The 19,839-nt window shown below is 64.2% G+C and carries 18 protein-coding genes, 3 pseudogenes and 1 riboswitch; of the genes and pseudogenes, 16 read left to right on the top strand and 5 right to left on the bottom strand.

From position 1 onward, the window contains the following. The first annotated feature begins 105 nt into the window (after window positions 1-105). From HAP41_RS11750 to HAP41_RS11720, 7 genes and pseudogenes are all read left to right on the top strand, one after another. A complete protein-coding gene (locus HAP41_RS11750; RefSeq protein ID WP_166102061.1) occupies window positions 106-1,326 on the top strand; it encodes a helix-turn-helix domain-containing protein in 1,221 nt (406 codons plus the stop codon). Window positions 1,327-1,354: 28 nt separating this feature from the next. After that, the gene (locus HAP41_RS11745; RefSeq protein ID WP_166102064.1) at window positions 1,355-1,993 is read left to right on the top strand and encodes a Vgb family protein; all 639 of its coding nucleotides are present in this window, start codon (window positions 1,355-1,357) and stop codon (window positions 1,991-1,993) included. Window positions 1,994-2,130: 137 nt separating this feature from the next. Continuing rightward, on the top strand, window positions 2,131-3,699 hold the full coding sequence (locus HAP41_RS11740) for a DUF4403 family protein (protein ID WP_166102068.1): 1,569 nt from the start codon (window positions 2,131-2,133) through the stop codon (window positions 3,697-3,699). Window positions 3,700-3,828: 129 nt separating this feature from the next. After that, window positions 3,829-4,954 (top strand): annotated as a pseudogene (locus HAP41_RS11735) (ABC transporter ATP-binding protein). Window positions 4,955-5,010: 56 nt separating this feature from the next. After that, complete coding sequence (locus tag HAP41_RS11730) at window positions 5,011-6,069, top strand: ABC transporter substrate-binding protein (RefSeq protein ID WP_166102074.1); 1,059 nt, start codon at window positions 5,011-5,013, stop codon at window positions 6,067-6,069. 22 nt (window positions 6,070-6,091) lie between these two features. Beyond that, window positions 6,092-7,353 (top strand): annotated as a pseudogene (locus tag HAP41_RS11725) (ABC transporter permease). Beyond that, window positions 7,350-8,180 carry an ABC transporter permease gene (locus tag HAP41_RS11720; protein WP_063981501.1) on the top strand — a complete coding sequence of 277 codons (831 nt, stop codon included), beginning with the start codon at window positions 7,350-7,352 and terminating at the stop codon, window positions 8,178-8,180. The pseudogene HAP41_RS11725 and the gene HAP41_RS11720 overlap by 4 nt, the downstream one beginning before the upstream one ends. A gap of 168 nt (window positions 8,181-8,348) precedes the next feature. Here HAP41_RS11720 and HAP41_RS11715 read toward each other — a convergent pair whose 3' ends face one another. Then, window positions 8,349-8,567 carry a hypothetical protein gene (locus HAP41_RS11715; protein WP_166102079.1) on the bottom strand — a complete coding sequence of 73 codons (219 nt, stop codon included), beginning with the start codon at window positions 8,565-8,567 and terminating at the stop codon, window positions 8,349-8,351. A 227-nt stretch (window positions 8,568-8,794) separates the two neighbouring features. Between HAP41_RS11715 and HAP41_RS11710 the strand changes: the two genes are divergently transcribed. Then, window positions 8,795-8,971, top strand: a complete 177-nt coding sequence (locus HAP41_RS11710) for a hypothetical protein (RefSeq protein WP_176400456.1) — start codon at window positions 8,795-8,797, stop codon at window positions 8,969-8,971. 304 nt (window positions 8,972-9,275) lie between these two features. Here HAP41_RS11710 and HAP41_RS11705 read toward each other — a convergent pair whose 3' ends face one another. Further along, complete coding sequence (locus tag HAP41_RS11705) at window positions 9,276-10,619, bottom strand: IS1380 family transposase (protein WP_166053720.1); 1,344 nt, start codon at window positions 10,617-10,619, stop codon at window positions 9,276-9,278. 265 nt (window positions 10,620-10,884) lie between these two features. Here HAP41_RS11705 and HAP41_RS11700 point away from each other — a divergent pair, with 265 nt between their 5' ends. The 3 genes from HAP41_RS11700 (at window position 10,885) to HAP41_RS11690 (ending at window position 13,578) form a co-directional block, all read left to right on the top strand. Then, window positions 10,885-11,211 (top strand): GIY-YIG nuclease family protein, encoded by a 327-nt coding sequence (locus HAP41_RS11700; RefSeq protein WP_166102086.1) that lies wholly within the window; start codon window positions 10,885-10,887, stop codon window positions 11,209-11,211. Between the two features lie 101 nt (window positions 11,212-11,312). Beyond that, on the top strand, window positions 11,313-12,161 hold the full coding sequence (locus tag HAP41_RS11695) for a hypothetical protein (protein ID WP_206706222.1): 849 nt from the start codon (window positions 11,313-11,315) through the stop codon (window positions 12,159-12,161). Window positions 12,162-12,369: 208 nt separating this feature from the next. Further along, window positions 12,370-13,578 (top strand): ABC transporter substrate-binding protein, encoded by a 1,209-nt coding sequence (locus HAP41_RS11690; protein ID WP_166106079.1) that lies wholly within the window; start codon window positions 12,370-12,372, stop codon window positions 13,576-13,578. A 107-nt stretch (window positions 13,579-13,685) separates the two neighbouring features. On the opposite strand, the gene HAP41_RS11685 is transcribed toward HAP41_RS11690, so the two are convergent. Beyond that, entirely contained in the window at window positions 13,686-14,210 is a 525-nt protein-coding gene (locus HAP41_RS11685; RefSeq protein WP_166102091.1) for a PRC-barrel domain-containing protein, read from the bottom strand. A 237-nt stretch (window positions 14,211-14,447) separates the two neighbouring features. Continuing rightward, complete coding sequence (locus HAP41_RS11680; RefSeq protein WP_166102094.1) at window positions 14,448-15,026, bottom strand: hypothetical protein; 579 nt, start codon at window positions 15,024-15,026, stop codon at window positions 14,448-14,450. A gap of 180 nt (window positions 15,027-15,206) precedes the next feature. Between HAP41_RS11680 and HAP41_RS11675 the strand changes: the two are divergent. Both HAP41_RS11675 and HAP41_RS11670 read left to right on the top strand, forming a co-directional pair. Further along, window positions 15,207-15,972 (top strand): annotated as a pseudogene (locus HAP41_RS11675) (response regulator). Window positions 15,973-15,985: 13 nt separating this feature from the next. Next, complete coding sequence (locus tag HAP41_RS11670; RefSeq protein WP_166102098.1) at window positions 15,986-17,314, top strand: ATP-binding protein; 1,329 nt, start codon at window positions 15,986-15,988, stop codon at window positions 17,312-17,314. An 8-nt stretch (window positions 17,315-17,322) separates the two neighbouring features. Here HAP41_RS11670 and HAP41_RS11665 read toward each other — a convergent pair whose 3' ends face one another. Further along, window positions 17,323-17,523, bottom strand: coding sequence for a hypothetical protein (locus tag HAP41_RS11665; RefSeq protein ID WP_028153771.1), 201 nt, complete (start codon window positions 17,521-17,523; stop codon window positions 17,323-17,325). Window positions 17,524-17,747: 224 nt separating this feature from the next. Here HAP41_RS11665 and HAP41_RS11660 point away from each other — a divergent pair, with 224 nt between their 5' ends. The 3 genes from HAP41_RS11660 (at window position 17,748) to thiS (ending at window position 19,755) form a co-directional block, all read left to right on the top strand. Continuing rightward, window positions 17,748-18,284, top strand: a complete 537-nt coding sequence (locus HAP41_RS11660) for a lytic transglycosylase domain-containing protein (RefSeq protein WP_071910304.1) — start codon at window positions 17,748-17,750, stop codon at window positions 18,282-18,284. Window positions 18,285-18,440: 156 nt separating this feature from the next. Beyond that, window positions 18,441-18,569: riboswitch (TPP riboswitch) on the top strand. Further along, the gene (locus HAP41_RS11655; protein WP_166102103.1) at window positions 18,557-19,567 is read left to right on the top strand and encodes an FAD-dependent oxidoreductase; all 1,011 of its coding nucleotides are present in this window, start codon (window positions 18,557-18,559) and stop codon (window positions 19,565-19,567) included. It overlaps the preceding riboswitch by 13 nt. Further along, window positions 19,558-19,755 carry a sulfur carrier protein ThiS gene (gene thiS / locus HAP41_RS11650; RefSeq protein WP_028153774.1) on the top strand — a complete coding sequence of 66 codons (198 nt, stop codon included), beginning with the start codon at window positions 19,558-19,560 and terminating at the stop codon, window positions 19,753-19,755. Before HAP41_RS11655 ends, thiS begins: the two co-directional genes overlap by 10 nt. Window positions 19,756-19,839 lie beyond the last annotated feature (84 nt).

Below are 19,839 nucleotides of genomic sequence, written 5' to 3'. Positions count from 1 at the left end.
CGACGGACGCGGAACCGCTCGACCCTCGCCGCACATTGTCGGTCGTCAACGATTTCTGGCACCAAGCGGTTGCGCGGTGGGAGTAACAAGTGTGGCGGGATTTGAATGGAGTCGCTGATCACGGCCGCCGCGCGCGCGTTAGAGGCCGGCGATCCGCTCGGCGCGCTGAACCGCGTTGCGCTGCGCAACGATGCACCGTCGCTGGCGCTACGCGGCATCGCGATGGCGCAGCTCGGCGATCTCGCGAAAGCGAAGACGCTGCTGCGGAGCGCCGCGCGCGCGTTCGGTCCAAGAGAGGCGGTGGCGCGCGCGAGATGCGTGGTGGCCGAAGCCGAGATCGCGCTCGTCTCGCGCGACCTGAGCTGGCCGGTGAAAACGCTCGCGGCGGCCCGCGCGACGCTCGAACAGCACGGCGATCTCGCCAATGCAGCCCATGCGGGGCACATCGAGGCGCGCCGCCTCCTCCTCGTCGGGCAGCTCGACGAAGCCGAGCGCACGCTGGCCGAGCTCAGCCCCTCCCCGCTCCCGCCTGCATCACAAGTCGTCCGCGAGCTGGTGGTCGCCGGCATCGCCATCAGACGATTGAGAGCGAAAGATGCGCGCGCCGCGCTCAACCGCGCGGCTCTCGCAGCGCGGCAGGCCAAGATCCCGGCGCTCGTGGCCGAGGTCGACAGCGCGAACCTGATCCTCGACACGCCGGCGGCGCGCCTGATCGCGCGCGGCAGCGAGCACCCGTTGCTGCTCGGGGAGGTCGAAAGACTGGCGACCTCGACGGCGCTCGTCGTGGACACCTTTCATCATGCCCTGCGCAGGCAAGGCCGCATCGTCTCGCTCGGAACGCGGCCGGTGCTGTTCGCGCTCGCCCGCCTCCTGGCGCAGGCATGGCCCGCGGACGTCTCGCGAGAGGAGCTGATATCAGGCGCGTTCCGGGCGAAGCACGCCGACGAATCGCATCGCGCGCGGTTGCGCGTGGAGATCGGGCGGCTCCGCACCCAGCTCGAGCCGCTGGCCGACATCAGCGCGACGAAACAGGGTTTTGTGCTGGCGCCGCGCAAGACGCGCGACGTCCTCGTGCTGGCACGTCCCGTCGAGGAGAAGCACGCCGCGGTGCTCGCCGTCCTCTCCGACGGCGAGCCCTGGTCGAGCTCGGCGCTCGCGCTGGCGCTGGGAACGAGCGCGCGCACGGTGCAGCGGGCCCTCGACGAGCTGGCGCGGTCGAACAAGGTGCAATCGTTCGGACACGGCCGGGCACGGCGCTGGATGACCCCGCCCGTCCCGGGTTTCCCGACAGGCTTGTTACTCCCCGGACCGCTCCTGAAGGCGTAAGTTGGATCACATCAGAGGGATCAAGCACATGAAGCGTTCAGCCGCCGAAATCGTCAGGGAGTACGGACCTTTTGCGGGTGTCGAGGCCGTGCATGGCGTCACCTATGACGGGACCCATGTCTGGTTCGCATCCGGCGACAAGCTGAATGCGGTCGATCCGGCCAACGGCAGGATCGCACGCTGCATCGATGTCGCCGCGCATGCGGGGACGGCGTTCGACGGCCGGCACCTGTTCCAGATTGCCGAGGATCGCATCCAGAAGATCGACGCCGCCACCGGCAAGGTGATCAGCACGATTCCTGCCCCGGGCGGCGGCGGCGATTCCGGATTGGCCTGGGCGGAGGGTTCGCTGTGGGTCGGTCAGTATCGCGAGCGCAAGATCCATCAGGTCGATCCGGAAACAGGAAAGATCCTCCGCACCATCGAAAGCAAGCGCTTCGTGACCGGCGTCACCTGGGTCGACGGCGAGCTCTGGCATGGCACCTGGGAGGGCGAGGAAAGCGATTTGCGCCGGATCGATCCTGAGACCGGCAAGGTGCTGGAGCAGCTCGACCTGCCCGCCGGGACGATGGTGTCAGGATTGGAGTCCGACGGCGGCGACCGCTTCTTCTGCGGCGGTGGCGATCGCGGCAATGTGAGGGCGGTTCGCCGCCCGAGGCGCAGCTAGGTGCGCGATGACGGATGCGCGGCACCGATGCTGCCGCAACCGTTAATCTGTTCGCCCCAATTCCACCCCACCGGTGCGCTCTAGCGCCCTCCTCGCCTGCCCTGTAGACTTCCGGCCCTGGGCGGCTTGGGGGATTGATGCGACTGACGCTGAACTTGAAGACTGTCCTGATCGCCGTGGCGGTGCTCGCGGCGTCGTTTTTCGTCAGCCTGAAGGCGATGGACTGGCTGTCGCCGCGCGCGGCGACGACTGCGCCGCCGGTCGCGCAATTGCCGCCGCTGCCACCGGTCGCGAAGAGCTCGATCGTGGTGGCGCCGGTTGCGATCGCGCTGTCGGCGATCCGCGAACAGGCCGAGAAAGCCGCGCCGCGCAATTTCGCCGGCAAGGCCGATAATCCAATCTCGCAGATCCTGGAGAATGCCGACATCGGCTGGTCCGCCGTGCGCGGGCCGATGGCGGCGGCCGGCGACAAGGACGTGCTGACGATCTCGACGCCGCTCAATGGCAAGCTCAACGTGACGGGCTCGCTGTCGTCGAAAGCCACCGGCGCGCTTGGCGACGCGCTCGGCAGCGTACTCGGCGGTGACGCAGCGAAACGGATCGGCGCGGTTAACATCAAGAATTTGAACGCCAGCGCCGAGATCAAGGGCAACGTGGTCGTCACCTCGCGCCCGAAGCTCGCGGCCAATTGGCATCTCGAGCCAAATCTCGGCGCCCAGGTCAATCTCGGCGACACCAACCTCAACGTCTCCGGCGCCAAGGTCAACGTGCCGGCGCAGGTGAAGCCGCTGATCGACAAGAATGTCGGCGAGCAGATCAACATCGTCTCCGAGCGCATCCGCAACGATCCCTCGCTGCGCGACAATGCGAAGCTGCAATGGGCCAAGGCCTGCCGCTCGATCCCGCTGCAGGGCTCGGGCTCATCGGCCGCGCTGCCGCCGCTCTGGCTCGAGATGAAACCGACCCGTGCCATCGCGGCGCAGCCGCGCGTCGACGCGCAGAACGTGACGCTGCTGCTCGGCCTCGAGCTCGAGACGCGCGTGACCTCGACGTCGACCAAACCGGACTGTCCCTTCCCCGACAAGATCTCGATCGTACCGCCGACCGGCACCGGCGTGAACATCGGCGTGCCGATCGACGTGCCCTTCACCGAGATCAACAAGCTGATCGCGGCGCAGATAGTCGGCCACACCTATCCCGAGGACGGCTCCGGTCCGGTCGACGTCACCGTGAAAGGCGTCAACGTGGTGCCGTCGGGCGATCGTCTCCTGATCTCGCTGCTGGTGCGTGCCAAGGAGAAGAAGAGCTGGCTCGGTCTCGGCGCCAAAGCGACCGTGCACATCTGGGGCCGGCCGATGCTCGACCAGGCGCAGCAGACGCTGCGGCTCGCCGACATCCAGCTCGCGGTGGAGTCCGAGGCCGCCTTCGGCCTGCTCGGCGCGGCCGCACGCGCGGTGGTGCCGCAGATGCAGCAGGCATTGGTGCAGAAAGCGACGCTCGATCTGAAGCCGATCGCCGCCAATGCGCGCGAGAAGATCGCGGCCGCGATCGCCGACTACCAGAAGAGCGAGGACGGCCTCAAGGTCGACGCCAAGATCGACAGCCTGACCCTCGCCGACATCGCCTTCGATTCCAAGACGCTGCGCATCGTCGCGGAAGCCGGCGGTTCGCTGAACGTCTACGTGACGAAGCTGTCGGGGATGTAGCGCGTCTTCACTCGCCGGACCCGCGCGCGTCGCTTGCGCCGCTGGCATTCTCGTCGGAGGATGCTAAGCTGTTTCCCGCAACCTCGAACGAGGTGCTGACAGCACTGCAGGGGACAACGCGAGGACAACATGGAAGCCGGCATGGTCACGCCTGCGCCGGCGCTGGTGCGCTTTTCCGGCATTCAAAAGACCTACGATGGCGAGCACCTCGTGGTGAAGAACCTCGATCTCGAAATCAGGAAGGGCGAGTTCGTCACCCTGCTCGGCCCGTCGGGCTCGGGCAAGACGACCACGCTGATGATGCTGGCCGGCTTCGAGGTTCCGACCCATGGCGAAATCTACCTCGCGGAACGGCCGATCAAGAACGTGCCGCCGCATAAGCGCGACATCGGCATGGTGTTCCAGAACTATGCCTTGTTCCCGCACCTGACGATCGCGGAGAATATTGCCTTCCCGCTATCCGTTCGCAACACGGCCAAGGCCGAGGCGCAGGAGCGCGTCAACGCGGCGTTGCGCATGATCAAGATGGAAACCCTGGCGCACCGGCGGCCCGGGCAGCTGTCCGGCGGTCAGCAGCAGCGCGTGGCGCTGGCCCGCGCACTGGTTTTCAATCCGCAGCTCGTACTGATGGATGAACCCCTTGGCGCCCTCGACAAGCGCCTGCGGGAGCAGATGCAACTGGAGATCAAGCAGCTGCACGAGACGATGGGCATCACCGTCGTCTACGTCACCCACGATCAGAGCGAAGCGCTCACCATGTCGGATCGCATCGCCGTGTTCAACGACGGCATCGTGCAGCAGATCGACCGGCCCGACGCGCTGTACGAGCATCCGGGTGAACAGCTTCGTCGCTCACTTCATCGGTGAGAACAACGTGCTGTCCGGCACCGTCGAGACGATCGAGAAGGACTATTGCCGCGTCACGCTGGCTGGTGGCGGCGCCGTGACCGCACGGGCGGTCAACGTATCGGGCGCGGGCGCATCGACCTCCCTGTCGGTGCGGCCGGAGCGGATCGCCATCATCCCGGACGGCACCTCCAGCGAGGGACCGAACCGACTGCCGGCCAAGGTGCAGAACACCATCTATCTCGGCGACCACGCACTGGCCGTGCTCGATGTCGCCGGCAACGGGGAGTTCATGGTCAAGGTTCAGCCGGGGGCGCATGACGGATTGAGACATGGCAATCTAAGATCTGGTGAAAGCGTATTCATCACCTTCCGTCCCGAGGACTGCCTGGCCCTCGATCCCGTCTGATCCGGACCGGCATCGATCAACCTCAACGCAACGCAGATGAAGAAGGAACAAGGACCATGCTGAAGCGCAAGACTGGCAAGATTGCTCTGGGGTTCGCCGTGGCGTTCAGCGCCAGCGCCGCGCTGGCCACGGTCACGCAGGCGCGTGACCTCACCGTCGTGTCGTGGGGCGGCGCCTACCAGGATGCCCAGAAGAAGGTCTATTTCGAGCCGTTCAAGAAAGCAGCCGGCGTCGCGATGAACGACGAGTCCTGGGACGGCGGCGTCGGCGTGTTGCGCGCCAAGGTGCAGGGTGGTGCCGCCACCTGGGACCTCGTCCAGGTCGAGAGCGACGAACTCGCGGTCGGCTGCGAGGAAGGCCTGTTCGAGAAGATGGATTATTCCAAGATCGGCGGCGAGGCCGCCTATATCCCGCCGTCGGTCAATCCCTGCGGCGTCGGCGCCATCCTCTACGATTTCGTTCTCGGCTACGACAAGGACAAGCTGAAGGACGCCCCCAACGGCTGGGCCGACTTCTTCGACACCAAAAAGATTCCGGGCAAGCGCGCCTTGCGTCAGGGCCCGAAGACCACGCTGGAGATCGCCCTCATGGCCGACGGCGTCGCACCGAAGGACGTCTACAAGGTGCTGGCGACCGACGAGGGCGTCGAGCGCGCGTTCAAGAAGCTGGACACCATCAAGGGCGACATCGTCTGGTGGAAGGCCGGCGCCCAGCCGCCGCAATTGCTCGCCTCCGGCGAGGTGGCGATGACCTCGGTCTACAATGGCCGCATCGACACCGCGAACAAGAACGACAAGAAGAATTTCGGCATCGTATGGGACGGAGCCCTCTTCACTCTCGACAGCTGGGTCATCCTGAAGGGCAGCCCGAACAAGGATGCGGCCTACAAGTTCCTGGACTTCGCGGGCAAGGCGGAGAACCAGTCAAAGCTGTCGCAGAACATTGCCTATGGCACCTCGAACAAGGACGCAGCCGCCCTGCTCGCGCCCGCCGTTCTCAAGGACCTGCCGACAGCGCCTGACAACATCAAGAACGCGGTCGAGATCAACGTTGGCTTCTGGCTCGAGAACATCGACCGCCTGACCGAGCGCTTCAACAAATGGGCCGCGAAGTAACGCGCCCTGCAAGGCTCGACCAATGACGGATGCGCGCTTGACCGGCGCCAATGCGTCGACCGAGGTGCCGCTCAAGCGCCGATTGCGGCGTGCGGAGCGGACACGCCAGGTCAAGGCATTGGCGCTGGTGCTGCCGCTTCTCGTCTTCCTGCTGTTCACCTTCGCAGGCCCGATCGCCGGCATGCTGTGGCGCGCGGTCGATGACCGCGAGGTGCGTCAGGTTCTGCCGCAAACCGTCGCGGCTCTCGCCGACTGGGACGGCAAGGACCTGCCGGATGAAAAGGCCTTTGCAGCGCTGGCAAGCGACATCCTGGCGGCGCGCGCTTCCGGCATCATCGCCATCGCGGCCAAGCGGCTCAATTACGCCCTGAACGGTTTTCGTACGATCCTGACCAGCACCGCACGCAATCTGAAGGCGCAGCCGGAGCCCGGCACCGCCAGGGAGACACCGGGCAAGATCAATCCGGCCTGGCGCGAACGGGCCACCTGGACGACGATCAAGGATGCCAGTGGCCCGGTGACCGGCTTCTATCTGCTGGCGGCGCTCGACCTGACGCGGAACGTCGATGGTGCGATCGTCGCGGCCGCATCAGACCAGGCGATCTACCGCAACGTCTTCGCCCGCACCTTCCTCATCAGCTTCAGCGTCACGGCACTCTGCCTGATCCTCGGCTTCCCGGTCGCTTACCTGCTGGCAACGCTGCCGCCGGGCCGGTCGAACCTGCTGATGATCTTTGTCCTGCTGCCGTTCTGGACGTCGCTTCTGGTCCGCACCTGCGCCTGGATCGTCTTGCTGCAGAGCAAGGGCATCGTGAACGACAGCCTGCACTGGCTGGCATCATCGACGAGCCGTTGCGGCTGATCTACAACCGCTTCGGTGTCTGCGTGGCCATGACCCACGTTCTCCTGCCGTTCATGATCCTGCCGCTGTACAGCAGCATGAAAGCGATCTCGCCTGCGTACATGCGTGCCGCCGCCTCGCTCGGCGCGCCACCGACCACTGCCTTCCTGCGGATCTACCTGCCTCAGACCCTGCCCGGCATCGGCGCGGGAAGCCTGCTCGTCTTCATCCTGGCGCTCGGCTACTACATCACACCGGCACTCGTCGGCGGCGCCGCCGATCAGATGATCAGCTACTTCATCGCGCTCTACACGACCGAGACGGCCAATTGGGGCCTTGCTTCGGCGTTGGGAGCGGTGCTGCTGCTGGCCACTCTTTTGCTCGCTCTCGTCTACGGCAAGCTGGTGCAGGGGCAGCAGGTCACGGGAGGAATGAAGAATTGAGCGATCATTCTTCCCTCCGCACGCCCAGCCAGCGTATCGCGTGGACCGCGACCATCGTCATCTCCACGCTGGTGTTCATCTTCCTGATCGCGCCGATCCTTGCGATCATGCCGCTGTCCTTCAGTTCGGGCTCGTACCTCACCTATCCGCTGCCGGGCCTCTCCTTGCGCTGGTACGACGACTTCATCAATTCGCCGCGCTGGATGAATTCGCTGAAGAACAGCATGATCATCGGCGTCGCCTCGACCCTGCTGTCGATGGTGCTTGGCACGCTGGCTGCGCTGGGGCTGGCGCAGTGGAAGAGCCGGTTCAAACCGCTCGTGCTGGCTTTCGTGCTGTCGCCGGTCGTCGTGCCCGGCGTCATCACCGCGGTCGGCCTGTATTTCTTCTTCGCGCCGATCGGACTGACCGGCAGTTATCTCGGCTTGATCCTGGCCCACACCGCGCTGGCGACGCCCTTTGTGGTGATCACGGTCGGCGCGACGCTGCAAAGCTTCGACACCAATCTGGCACGCGCCGCCGCCTCGCTCGGCGCCTCGCCGCTTTATGCGTTCCGCCGCGTGATCCTGCCGCTGATCCTGCCCGGCCTTGCGTCGGGTGCGCTCTTCGCCTTCGCGACCAGCTTCGATGAGGTGGTGATCGTGCTGTTCATGGCGGGTCCGGAGCAACGCACCCTGCCGCGCGAGATGTTCAGCGGCATCCGCGAGAACATCAGTCCGACCATCACGGCAGCGGCGGTGATTCTGACGACGGTATCGGTCATCCTCCTCGCCACCCTGGAAGGCCTGCGCCGACGCAACGAACGGCTCAAGGGCAGCAGCGCCTGACCGGTGGTATTCTTCTTCCTTCTCCTTGTTGTGGGAGAGTGATGAGCGGTAAAAGCTCAATAATATCGGTATGACAGCGCGTCGGTGTCAGGCCGGTGTAAAAAGCAGATTTTTTTGCCGGAAGCGACAGGCGAGCGACCGGAGCCGCTCGCCGAGCCGTCGCGCTGACTATGCCGTGCGCCCGGTGCGCTGGGCGGCTTCGTCCTTGCTTCCGGCGTGCGTGATGCCCTTGAGAACGTGGTTCACGGCACGCGGGTTGATCACATAGGCCGCCGCGATCTCGTGCTGGTACTGGCCACTCCAGCGGCGCAGCCACACGTCAACAGCTTCTTCGAATGTGAACTTGGTTTTGCGGGGTTGGTTGTCTTGAACGACAGGACTAGCCAAGCTAGGGTCTCCTCGTGGTGATGGACATCCGAAAGCATCTCCGGTGAAAACAGCCACGGAAAGCCGAGCCCGCCTGCGAAGTGTGCTCGGCTTTTCCATGCGTGATTCGGCAAACTGCCAAATCACTCGCCAATTAGGCCAAAGCCGTCATGGTCGCGCAAGGTGGCGCGGATGGCACCCGGATTCAAGGAATTGGGATGTCGTTCCCCACGATTTACAGGCAAATCATGACGGCTACACTGCTGACGCTCGCGCTGCTGACCGGCGCGGCCTCGGCGCAGTCGCTGCCCGACGGTACTGTCGGGCAGCAGCGCACGTTCTACGACTCGTTTGGCGGTACCCCAGACGGTCGGCGACCGACTCCAGCGGCACGGTCACGAACTACGATGCACGAGGCAAGGTGATCAGCCGCGAGACGACGAGCGGCAACACGACGACAATCTATGATGCGGGCGGGCGCAGTATCGGGAGGTTTACGACGAACCGATAGCGGAGAAATTGAAAGTGCATAATCTCGAATTTCTGCTGTCCATCCTATCTAGCCCGCCCTATTCGTGAGAGCGCGGTATTTTGGTCCGACTGGTGCATCCGCACACCTCCGCTGACGAGGCGCACAGGATTGCCTTCGGCTTTTCACCGCCTGACGACCGGTACTTTGCAACGCGCTTGAGGGATGGGTTGGGTGAACGCGGGCGGACGCCCCACCGGTCAAGGACCGAGCGGCAGCAGCGCGCCGGGCAAGCTGCGGATCAGGTCGGCTTCGGGACATGCCGCGGCGAACGCAAGGCGAATGCGGCTCTTGGTCTCGACAACCCGGGCGGCGATTTTCAAGAGCCGAAGACGCAGCGTCGCGAACTCGGCAGTGGCCAATTCCCGGACTTTGGGAATGGCGTCGCGCACGGTCAGCATCAGCCAATAAGCGGCGGTATGGAGAACGAGGCGGACTTGATTGGCGAGCGCCGAACGGCAACTGGTGCGATCGGAGGCGAGCTGCGTCTTATGCAGCTTGATCAGATTCTCGGCTTGGCCGCGCGCGCAATACAGGCTGTCGTAGATCCACTCGGCCGAGCCGACATCGAGGCTGGTGACGACGAAGCGGATGTCGAGGCCGAGCATCGTCGCCTCAATACGGGCGACGGTGCGTCGTTCGCGATCCCAGGACTTTGCCTTGTGGCGCGTCTCGGTATAGCCGCGCAGAACCGGCAGGTTCTCGATGGCGCGTCGCGTGCGGATGTCGTCGGCGACCGCGTCGACTTTTCTGGCGAGCGGCTTGGTGCCGGACAGACCGAAGATGTAGTCGATGCCGTTGGTCTCGCACCACGCCATTGCCTCCGGCCGGGCATAGTGCCCGTCGCCACGGAACGTAATTCGCGTGTTGTGCCACCGCGTCCGGATATGCCGTACCAGGCGGCGCAGATGGGCACGCACCTCGACGCCGCCCGGCGTCTTGCCGGGCCGCAGCACGACCGCCACGGGCCGGCTCTTCTCCGTGTCGTAGACGTGGATCGGCAGGAAGCAGCGTTCGTCATAATGAGCGTTGAACAGCGAGAGCTGCTGATGGCCGTGGACGACATCGCAGGTATCATCGATGTCGAGCGTGACGGATGCCGGCTCGCGCGGGTAGCTATCCATCCATGCGTCGACCAAAGTGTAGGTCAGTCGGATCACGTCGCGCAGGCGCGGAGCATTCTCCAGACGCGACAGCGTCGGTTGGGAACACAGATCGCGACCCGTGTCCGGCAGCCGTCCGCAGGCCAGCTTGAATGCGGGATCGGACCGCAGATGATCGAGGTCGTCGGCGTCCTCGTAGCCGCAGCAGATCGCGAACATGCGCGCGCGGAACATATCGACCAGGCTGTGCACGACCCGCGTCGGATCGCGCCGATCCGGGAACACCCGGGCCAAATTGTCGGCCAAGCCGAGACGCCGCTCGGCCATCGCCAGAAGCATCACGCCCCCGTTCGAGGTCAGCCGACCGCCATCGAAGGCAGCTGTGACTTTCTTGGCGTGAACGGCTGGAAACGAGAAGGGCAGAATCGTATCGTCGGTCATGGCGGGCGTGGTGTTCGCGGCTGAAGGTGATGGGGTTGGCTTTGCAACCGAATCCTACGCCGCATCAGCGCTTTACACCACGCTCGCCAGCCTCTCAGGCGCCCTCTGACGAATAAGACGGGCTAGACGCCTTCGCGACGCCGGTAATGATGAGCTGGCCGATGCGACGGCACGACTGTGCGATGCTTCGACTGGCTTTGAGCCTGTGCCGTACCCCAACCCGGACCCGGATGGCCCAACTAACGCGGATGAGGCGTTAGCTGAAATGAGTGCCGATTGGTCGCGGCGTTTTCTGCCTCCGGTCAGGGAGCATAGGCAGCTTTATGTGATCCAAGATCCTGGCAGCGGCTTTCTCAAGATCGGTAAGGCCTTCGACCCGGAAGGCCGATTGAGCCAATTTCAAACTGGAACGCCGCATCAACTCACAATCGTTCATACCCACTGTTGTGAGGACGACGCCGAAGCTCCTGCTCTTGAGCCGATGGTGCATCGAATTCTGGCTGAACATCGTGTGAGGGGCGAATGGTTCAACGTCACGCTTGACCAAGCCAAGGCGGCAATTGCTCAAGCCCGTGCACAGCTCTTTCGGTGATCAAGGCAGCCTGTGAATAACCGGGACAAGCGCCCCAACCTTCGTCTTGCTACCCTGCATTGTGCCATCGTGTGAATGACCGATTCGCGGGATGATCACTAATGTTTGCATTCGTTTTAATGCCATTCGATGCTGCTTTTGACGATGTATACAAACTCGGGATCAAGGAGACGGCTGAGAAACTCGGCATTCGAGCCGAGCGCGTTGACGAGCAGATATTTCACAAAGAGAATATCCTAGAGCGCATTTACCGCCAGATAGATGCTGCCGACATCATCATAGCTGACATGACTGGCCGCAATCCCAACGTGTTCTACGAAACGGGATATGCCCACGCCAAAGGCAAGCTATGTCTGCTTCTTACTTCGAGAGCTGACGACATCCCGTTCGACCTCAAGCATCACCGTCATCTGATTTACGGGGACTCAATACAGAACTTACGGCAAGCGCTTGAGAAGGACCTAGACTGGTTGAAGTCCGAGTTCGCTAACCGGAAATCCATCCTCACTGTGCGATTGAATCGCACATCAGGCTTGCTCACGAAGACTAAATGGTCCGCCAAGGGCACGGTCGATGTGGTTTTTGACTTGAATAATGACACGACAGTTCCCTCTCCCGAAATCGAGGCCATCTATTTTGAAGCTGGAAGGGGATGGACGTTTACCCAAGACGGCCAAGAATGCGCAGTGCGTCAAAGCGAAACGGACAAAAGCGTCAGCAGCTATTTTGTGCGTCCACCACTTAGACGGTTGCAAGCTAAGTCATGGGCCCAGATAAAAATTACTGGCGAAAGGATTTTAGAAAATGCTTACGGAGCCAATCAAGAACCGGTCGTTTTGAAGGAAAGTTACAAGATAGCGGGACGAGCCACAGTTCGCATTGTGACCACCGAAGGCACCTTCGATTTTCCCGTCGATTTAGACGTCAAAGTGGATGAATTCCCGTTTTAGCGACGTGAGCGAGAGGGCTGCAACTAAGCTGAATCAGTCGCCGGGTGCTCGATTGCTTCGCAGGCGGTAATCGGGCTTGGGTGCCAACGCGAGATTCCACAGCGCTGCATTCGCAGCGCCAGTTCGGCGGCCTCCCGCGCGCCGCGTGGATCGCCATAGGGCTGGTCCAGCGCTCTCATGTCGGCGTGAACACCGCAGCCCCCTACTTATTTCTCACGCCACCTCGCACATCCCCGGCCTTGCTCTCGCCGCCACATCAGGCACGGCCCACGCGCAGATCTCCGACGATGTCGTCAAGATCGGCGTGCTCACGGACATGTCGAGCCTCTATGCGGACGCGACCGGCAAGGGCTCGCTCGCCGCCGTCGAGATGGCGGTTGCCGATTACGGCGCCAGGGTCGCGGGCAAGCCGGTACAGGTGGTCGCCGCCGATCACCAGAACAAGCCCGACGTCGGCGTCAACATCGCCCGCAATTGGTACGACAACGACAAGGTCGACGCGATCTTTGACGTGCCGACATCCTCGGTGGCACTGCCGATCTCGGCGCTGACGCGCGAGAAGAACAAGATCAACATCAACTCCGGCGGCGGGTCATCGGACATCACCGGCGTCGCCTGCTCGCCCAACACGGTGCACTGGACCTACGACACCTATGCGCTGTCGAATGTCGCCGGCAAGGCGATGGTGAAGCGCGGCGAGGACACCTGGTTCTTCGTCACCGCCGACTACGCCTTCGGCATGGCGCTGCAGCGCGACGCCGCCAACGTGGTCAAGGAGAGCGGCGGCAAGGTGCTCGGCGAGGTCCGCCATCCGCTCAATTCCTCGGACTTCTCGTCCTTCCTGCTGCAGGCCCAGGCCTCCAAGGCCAAGGTGGTCGCGCTGGCGAATGCCGGCGGCGATACCACCAACGCGCTGAAGCAGGCGGCCGAATTCGGTCTCGTTCAGGGTGGCCAGAAGATGATCGCGCTGCTCCAGGAGATCACCGACACCCATTCGCTCGGCATCAAGGCGACGCAGGGCCTGATCGTCACCGACGCGTTCTACTGGGACATGAACGAGGAGACGCGCGCCTTCTCGAAGCGGTTCAACGAGAAGGTCGGTCATATGCCGACCATGATCCAGGCCGGTCTCTACTCGGCGACCATGCACTATCTGAAGGCGATCGAGGCAATCAAGACCGACGAGGCGCCGAAGGTGATGGAGCAGATGCGCAAAACGCCGGTCAACGACTTCTTCGCCAGGAACGGCAAGATCCGGATCGACGGCCGCATGGTGCACGACATGTATCTGTTCGAGGTGAAGAAGCCGGAGGAGTCCAAGGGCGAGTGGGACCTCTACAAGCTGATCGCCACCGTCCCCGGCGACGAAGCCTTCCGTCCGCTCGACAAGGGCGGCTGCCCGCTGGTGACGCACTGAACGTCTTCTCCCTCTCCCCGCAAGCGGGGCGAGGGAGAGACGAAAGACACGACAGCACGCCCGGTGAAAACCGGGCGCGCTTCGTTTCGGCCGTCACGTGAGCAGCATTACTCCGCGTACTTGAACTCGGGCATGTTCTTCAGCTCGTCCTTGCTAGCATTGAACACGGCGTGGTCCGGATACCATTTCGACGTGGACGAGGCGGTCGTAGCCGTCGTCGTCGTGGTCTTCTCGGTGCCGGTCGCAGCGCCGGTGGTCGTGGTCGCCGCAGGCTTCGCGCCCGTGCCGGTGTAGGCGACGGCCTCGTTGACGAACTTCAGCTTCTCGTAGGGAACGGCGACCAGATGCTCGCCCATGCCGAGGAAGCCGCCGACGCCGATCACGGCAATCTTGATGTTGCCGCTCTTGTCCATCAGCAGGTCGTTGATCGAGCCAATGTTCTCGTTGGCATCGTTGTAGATCTTCAGGCCCGACATCTTCGACGCACGCCACTCGCCCGACGCAGTCGTCGTCGTTGTGGTGGTGGCCACGGGCGCCGCCTTGTCGGTGGTGGCCGTCGGGTTTTGCGCGAACGCAACGGTCGCAAGCAGTGCGGTGCCGGCAAGGCCGGCGGCGATCGATTTCATCAACATTGTTGTCCTCTCCTTCAGCAGAAAGCTTATGCGGAGAGAACAGCGGCGATCATCCGCAGTTCCTTTTCTGCGGCAATTTCGTCACGCGATGATGGCGCTGCGCTGCGAAGAAAGTTCCTGCGTCACTCAGGAACGTTCGATGAGGAACGTTCCTGATGCACAGTTCCCCGCCGACGATCATGCGCCCTGGGTGAAGCACGATCGCGGCGAGGAACGCGCCGACCTGCGTCGCTCAGGTCAGCTCTTGAAGTCGATCAGAAGTGCGGAGAAATCCGAACCGCCGAATGAGCTGCCGTTGGCGCCGTAGGACGCGCTCGACGATTGCGACTGCTGGAGCGCCTGGAGGAATTGCTGGAGAATGTCCGCCGTGGTCGTGTTGGTCGACGTGCTGCTGGTCGAGTCCGTCGAGGACGAATCCGACGAGCTGTCATCCGGCGGCGGACCGGGCGGCGGTCCGCCCGCACCACCGGGACCACCCGGACCACCGGCGCCGCCGGGCCCCTTGGCGAAAGCGGACTGAAACACGTTCTTCAGTTCGTCCGCCTGGTCCGAGGTCAGCGTCCCGTTCGACACTTCGTTGGCGATGAGATCGTCGATCTTCGACTTCATCTCGTCCTTGGAAGGACGCGTGCCACTCGACTGATCGCTGGATCGGCTCGACTGCAAGGCGGTGTCGATGTCGGTCAGCGCGGTCGAGAGCGCCGACTGGTCCGACGACGAGATCGTGCCGTCGGAAACGTCCGATTGCAATTGCTGCTGAAGCCGCGGCAGGGGCGACTGGTAGTTACCGGCGGAGGCCGCCGAAATCGAGGTCATAATGGCTCCGTGGCTTTTGCGGGGTTTCGTAAGCGACACCGCCACGGTATGGTTAGCGGCCTTAACGAGACCTTGCCGCTTCCCTGCCCGGGTATTGCCTGCTGTTGCGCCCGGACAGGCAGAAACAATCCGAAACAAAAATCTTCGCCATTTGGCCCGAATCTTGGACAAACAAAGCGCATGGCCAATCCCAACATCCTGGTCGTCGAGGACGACCGCGAAACCCGGACGTTGATTGCAAAGTACCTGCGCAACAACGCCTGCAACGTCACCACCGTGAGCGATGGCCGGGAGATGTCGCGTGCCTTGGCCGATCACAGGGTCGACCTCATCATCCTCGACGTCATGCTGCCCGGCGAGGACGGCCTGAGCCTGTGCCGCAAGGTACGCTCGGAGGCGCAGACGCCGATCATCATGCTGACCGCGCGCGGCGAGGACGTCGATCGCATCGTCGGCCTCGAGATGGGCGCGGACGACTATCTGCCAAAGCCGTTCAACCCGCGCGAGCTGCTCGCGCGCATCAACGCGGTGCTGCGCCGCCAGGCGGCAGCCCAGGCGGCAAGCTCGATCGAGGGCGCCTCCACGCTCGTCTTCGACGGGCTGGCGCATCGATCTGCGCCTGCGCGAATTGCGCAATCCGGAAGGCGCGCGCGTCGCGGTGACCAGCGCCGAGTTCGATCTCCTGCGGACGTTCTGCGAGCGGCCCGGCCGCGTGCTGTCGCGCGACAGCCTGCTCGACCTCACGCAAGGGCGCAACACCGGCTCGTTCGAGCGCTCGATCGACGTGCTGGTCAGCCGCATCCGCCGCAAGATCGAGCCCAATCCGGCCGATCCCACCATCATCAAGACGGTGCGCTCCGGCGGCTATCTGTTCACGCCCAGAACTGAGGCGGCCGGGACTGAAGCAGCTGGCAATGAAGCGGTCGCGGCGACCCTGAGCAGTTAGTGGAGCGGTCGTCATGACGCCGTTCCGCTTCTTCCACCTCAAGAGCATCGGCGGACAGATCGCCGCGCTGGTGGTGGCGTCGATCGTCGCGCTGCATCTGATCCTCACCGCCAGCTTTCTGATCAGCCGGCCGGACCGGGCCGAGCCGCCGCCCGACGCCGCCCATCAGCTCGCGGACGCGGCGCTGCTGCTCAACGGCACGGATGCGAGCGAGCGGCCGCGCATCCTCGCCAATATCGTGCGTGCGTTTCCGAATGCCGGCATCGAGCTCCTCGCGCCGGGGACCTTCTCCGTCGCCGAAGACAGCGGTGGCCCGCATCTGCGCAACGTGCGCCGGCACCTCGGCCATCAGTACAAGGTGGTCGCGCTGGCCCCGAACTTCGGCGTACACCGCGTCGCGGTCGAGCTTCCCGACGGCAGCGTGATCGCGGGCCGCGTCGAGCAGGGCCCGCATCCGCCGCGGTTCTGGGGCGGCCCCTGGGTGATAACGCTGCTGTTCGCGCTGATCAGCGTCACGATGCTCGGCCTGTGGGCGGCCTACGCGCTGGCCGCGCCGCTGTCCTCGTTTGCCAGGGCCGCCGAGAATTTCAGCCTGGACGGGGCGGCCGATCCGCTGCCCGAGCGCGGCCCGGAGGAGATCCGCTCGGTCGCGCGCGCGCTCAACCGCATGCATGAACGGATCGCGCGGCTAATGTCGGATCGCACCCGGATGCTGGCGGCGATCAGCCACGACCTGCGAACGCCGATCACCCGGCTGCGCCTGCGCGCCGAGTTCATCGAGGACGAGGGCAACCGAAGGCGCATGCTGATCGATCTCGACCAGATGCGCTCGATGCTGGAATCCGTGTTGTCGCTGCTGCGCAACGACCGCAAGATCGAGGCGGTGACGCTGGTCGACATCGCGAGCACGCTCCAGGTCATCGCCGACCAGTTCGGCGACATGGGTCATGTCGTGCACTATGACGGCCCCGCTTCGGCGACGGCCGCCGCGCGGCCCGACGAACTGCATCGGGGCGTCACCAACCTCGTCGAGAACGCGGTGCGCTTCGGCGCCGAAGTGACGATCCGCCTCGACGTATCCGGCACCAGGCTCGTCATCGACGTCGAGGACGACGGCCCCGGCATCTCGGATGCGCGCAAGCAGGAGATGCTGGAGCCGTTCGCGCGCGGCGACGACGCGCGCACCATGGACGAGCACACCGGCTTCGGGCTCGGTCTGTCGATCGCGCGCGCGATCGCGATCGCTCATGGCGGCGAATTGTCGTTGCACGACCGCGCGCCGCACGGGCTGATCGTACGGATGCAATTGCCGGTGTGGCAGCAGCCGCGGCGGGCGGCGTAAGGCACGCCTCAGGCGGCGAGCGGCGGATGCTCGATCGGGTGCTCATCGAAGATCGCCACCGCCTCGAAGCGGTAGCCGCAGGCGTGGCATTTCCAGAGATAGGAAACGCGGCCTTCGCCCGGCTCGATCCAGTCCGGAGACGGGATCGGTGCCCCACATTGCGCACAGGGGTTCTGCTTGGGGATGTCGCCGATGTCTGCTCGGGTCATGGACGTTCTCCCGAATTTTGAATAGCGATTTTTGGGCGAATGCACGAATAGACAGACCTGCTGTCGCGTAACGCACATCGCCAAGTGCAATCCTAACCTGGGTTTGAGTCGTAAAAACGACGGCCCCGCGAAAATCGCCGCTGGCGGCGTTTCGCCACATCATCGCCGTGTTCCCACGGCCTAACGCGCACGGGTGCAGGTTCGTTCTGCCGAGGAATAATTCAATGAAAATTTTGCGTATTGCCGTGGTCGCTGCGGCCGGGCTGATGTTGCCGCAGGCCGCATTCGCGGGCGAAGCCGAATATGCCGAGATGGTCGCGGCCCATGCCCGCGCCAACAGCGTGCCGGAAGCGCTGGTGCATCGCGTCATCATGCGCGAGAGCCGCTATCAGCCCGGCCTGATCGGTCGCGGCGGCACCATCGGCCTGATGCAGATCAAGCTCGCAACCGCCCGCGGGGTCGGCTACACCGGCGACGCCGCCGGCCTGCGCGATCCCAACACCAACCTCACCTACGCCGTCAAATACCTCGCCGGCGCCTATCGCGCCGCCAATGGCGACCACGCCCGAGCCGTGCGTTATTTCGCGGGCGGCTATTACTACGTTGCAAAGCGGCAGCGTCAGGAGGCCGTGCAGGTCGCCAATATGGGCGACACCTGGCTCGAGCCGAACGGCAATCCGCAGCCGATGCTCGGGACGGCGCCGCATAAGAAGCTGGCCCAGCGCGTCAGCAATGCGCGGGCGCAGGTTCCCAACCACTAGCCAGCGTCATTCCGGGGCGATGCGAAGCATCGAGCCCGGAATCTCGAGCTTCCCCGGTGCGCAATTGCGCACCCGGGGTTCGGTCCGGCGGACCGCGCCGGAATGTCAGCCCTGTGGCTAGCGCGTTGACCACCCCGTCCCGCTGGCATACATTAGAGCCGTTCCGAGGGGTGCTCCGAGGAGGAGCTGAGATACCGCTAAATGGGTCAGAAGGCCCAGGACCGCGGTGACCCTTTGAACCTGATCCGGGTCATGCCGGCGAAGGGACAGGGATGTTGCAGACCACCAAGCGACCGGATTCCCCGGTATCCATTATCGGCGCAGGCATTGCAGGTGCCTGGCAGGCGCTGTTGTTCGCGCAGGCCGGCCATGCCGTGACGCTACACGAGCGCGGTGACGCCGCGATGACCGATTCCACTAGCCATTGGGCCGGCGGGATGCTCGCGCCCTGGTGCGAGGCGGAGGTCGCAGAACCCATCATCTCCAGGCTCGGCCAGCGCTCCCTGGACATCTGGCGGCGCGAGCTGCCCGACACCCCCTTCAACGGCTCGCTCGTCGTCGCCCACCCGCGCGAGCGCAACGATTTCGAGCGTTTTGCGCGGATGACCGAAGGCCACCGCCGGCTCGATGCGACCAGCCTTGCCGAGCTCGAACCGTCGCTGGAGGGCCGCTTCCGCGATGCGCTGTTCTTCCCGACCGAGGGCCATGTCGAGCCGCGCCGCGTGCTGCCGAAGCTGCACGAGCGCATCCGCGCCGCCGGCGGCACCATCAAGTTTGATAGCGACGTCTCCGCCAAAGACCTCGACGGCATCGTGATCGACTGCCGCGGCCTTGGCGCGCGCGACGAGCAGCCGGAGTTGCGCGGCGTCAAGGGCGAGATGATCTTGATCGAGACCGGCGAGGTGCGGCTGGCGCGCCCGGTGCGGCTGATCCATCCGCGCTGGCCGCTCTACGTGATCCCGCGTGAGGACAATCTGTTCATGCTGGGCGCGACCTCGATCGAGGCCGAGGACACCGGCGTCAGCGTGCGCTCGGCGCTGGAGCTGCTGGGTGCGGCCTATGCCGTCCATCCGGCCTTCGGCGAGGCGCGGATCGTCGAATTCGGCTCGGGCTTGCGCCCGGCTTTCCCCGACAATCTGCCGCGCATCGGCATTCGTGGCGAGAGGATCGCCGTCAACGGCCTCTACCGCCACGGCTTCCTGATCGCGCCGGCGCTCGCCGAGCTGACGCTGCAATACGTCCAGCGCGGCCAGATCGACAATGAGGTGATGCAATGCGCGTGATCGTCAACGGCGAGCAACGCGAGGTGAATTCCGCAAGCGTCGACGCGCTGCTGGCCGAGCTCGACTACGAGGGCACCCATTTCGCGATCGCGCTCAATTACGACGTCGTGCCGAAGAGCCGCTGGGCCGAAACCCACCTCAAGGCCGGCGACGAGATCGAGATCATCACGCCGCGGCAGGGAGGGTGAGGGAATGATGCTCTCGCCACATACTCCGCTGTCATCGCCCGGCTTGACCGGGCGATCCAGTACGCCGCGGCTTCTCCGTATCAC

The sequence above is a fragment of the Bradyrhizobium barranii subsp. apii genome (assembly GCF_011516635.5).
GTDB classification, from domain to species: domain Bacteria; phylum Pseudomonadota; class Alphaproteobacteria; order Rhizobiales; family Xanthobacteraceae; genus Bradyrhizobium; species Bradyrhizobium barranii.
This window is presented reverse-complemented; position numbering and strand designations above follow the sequence as displayed.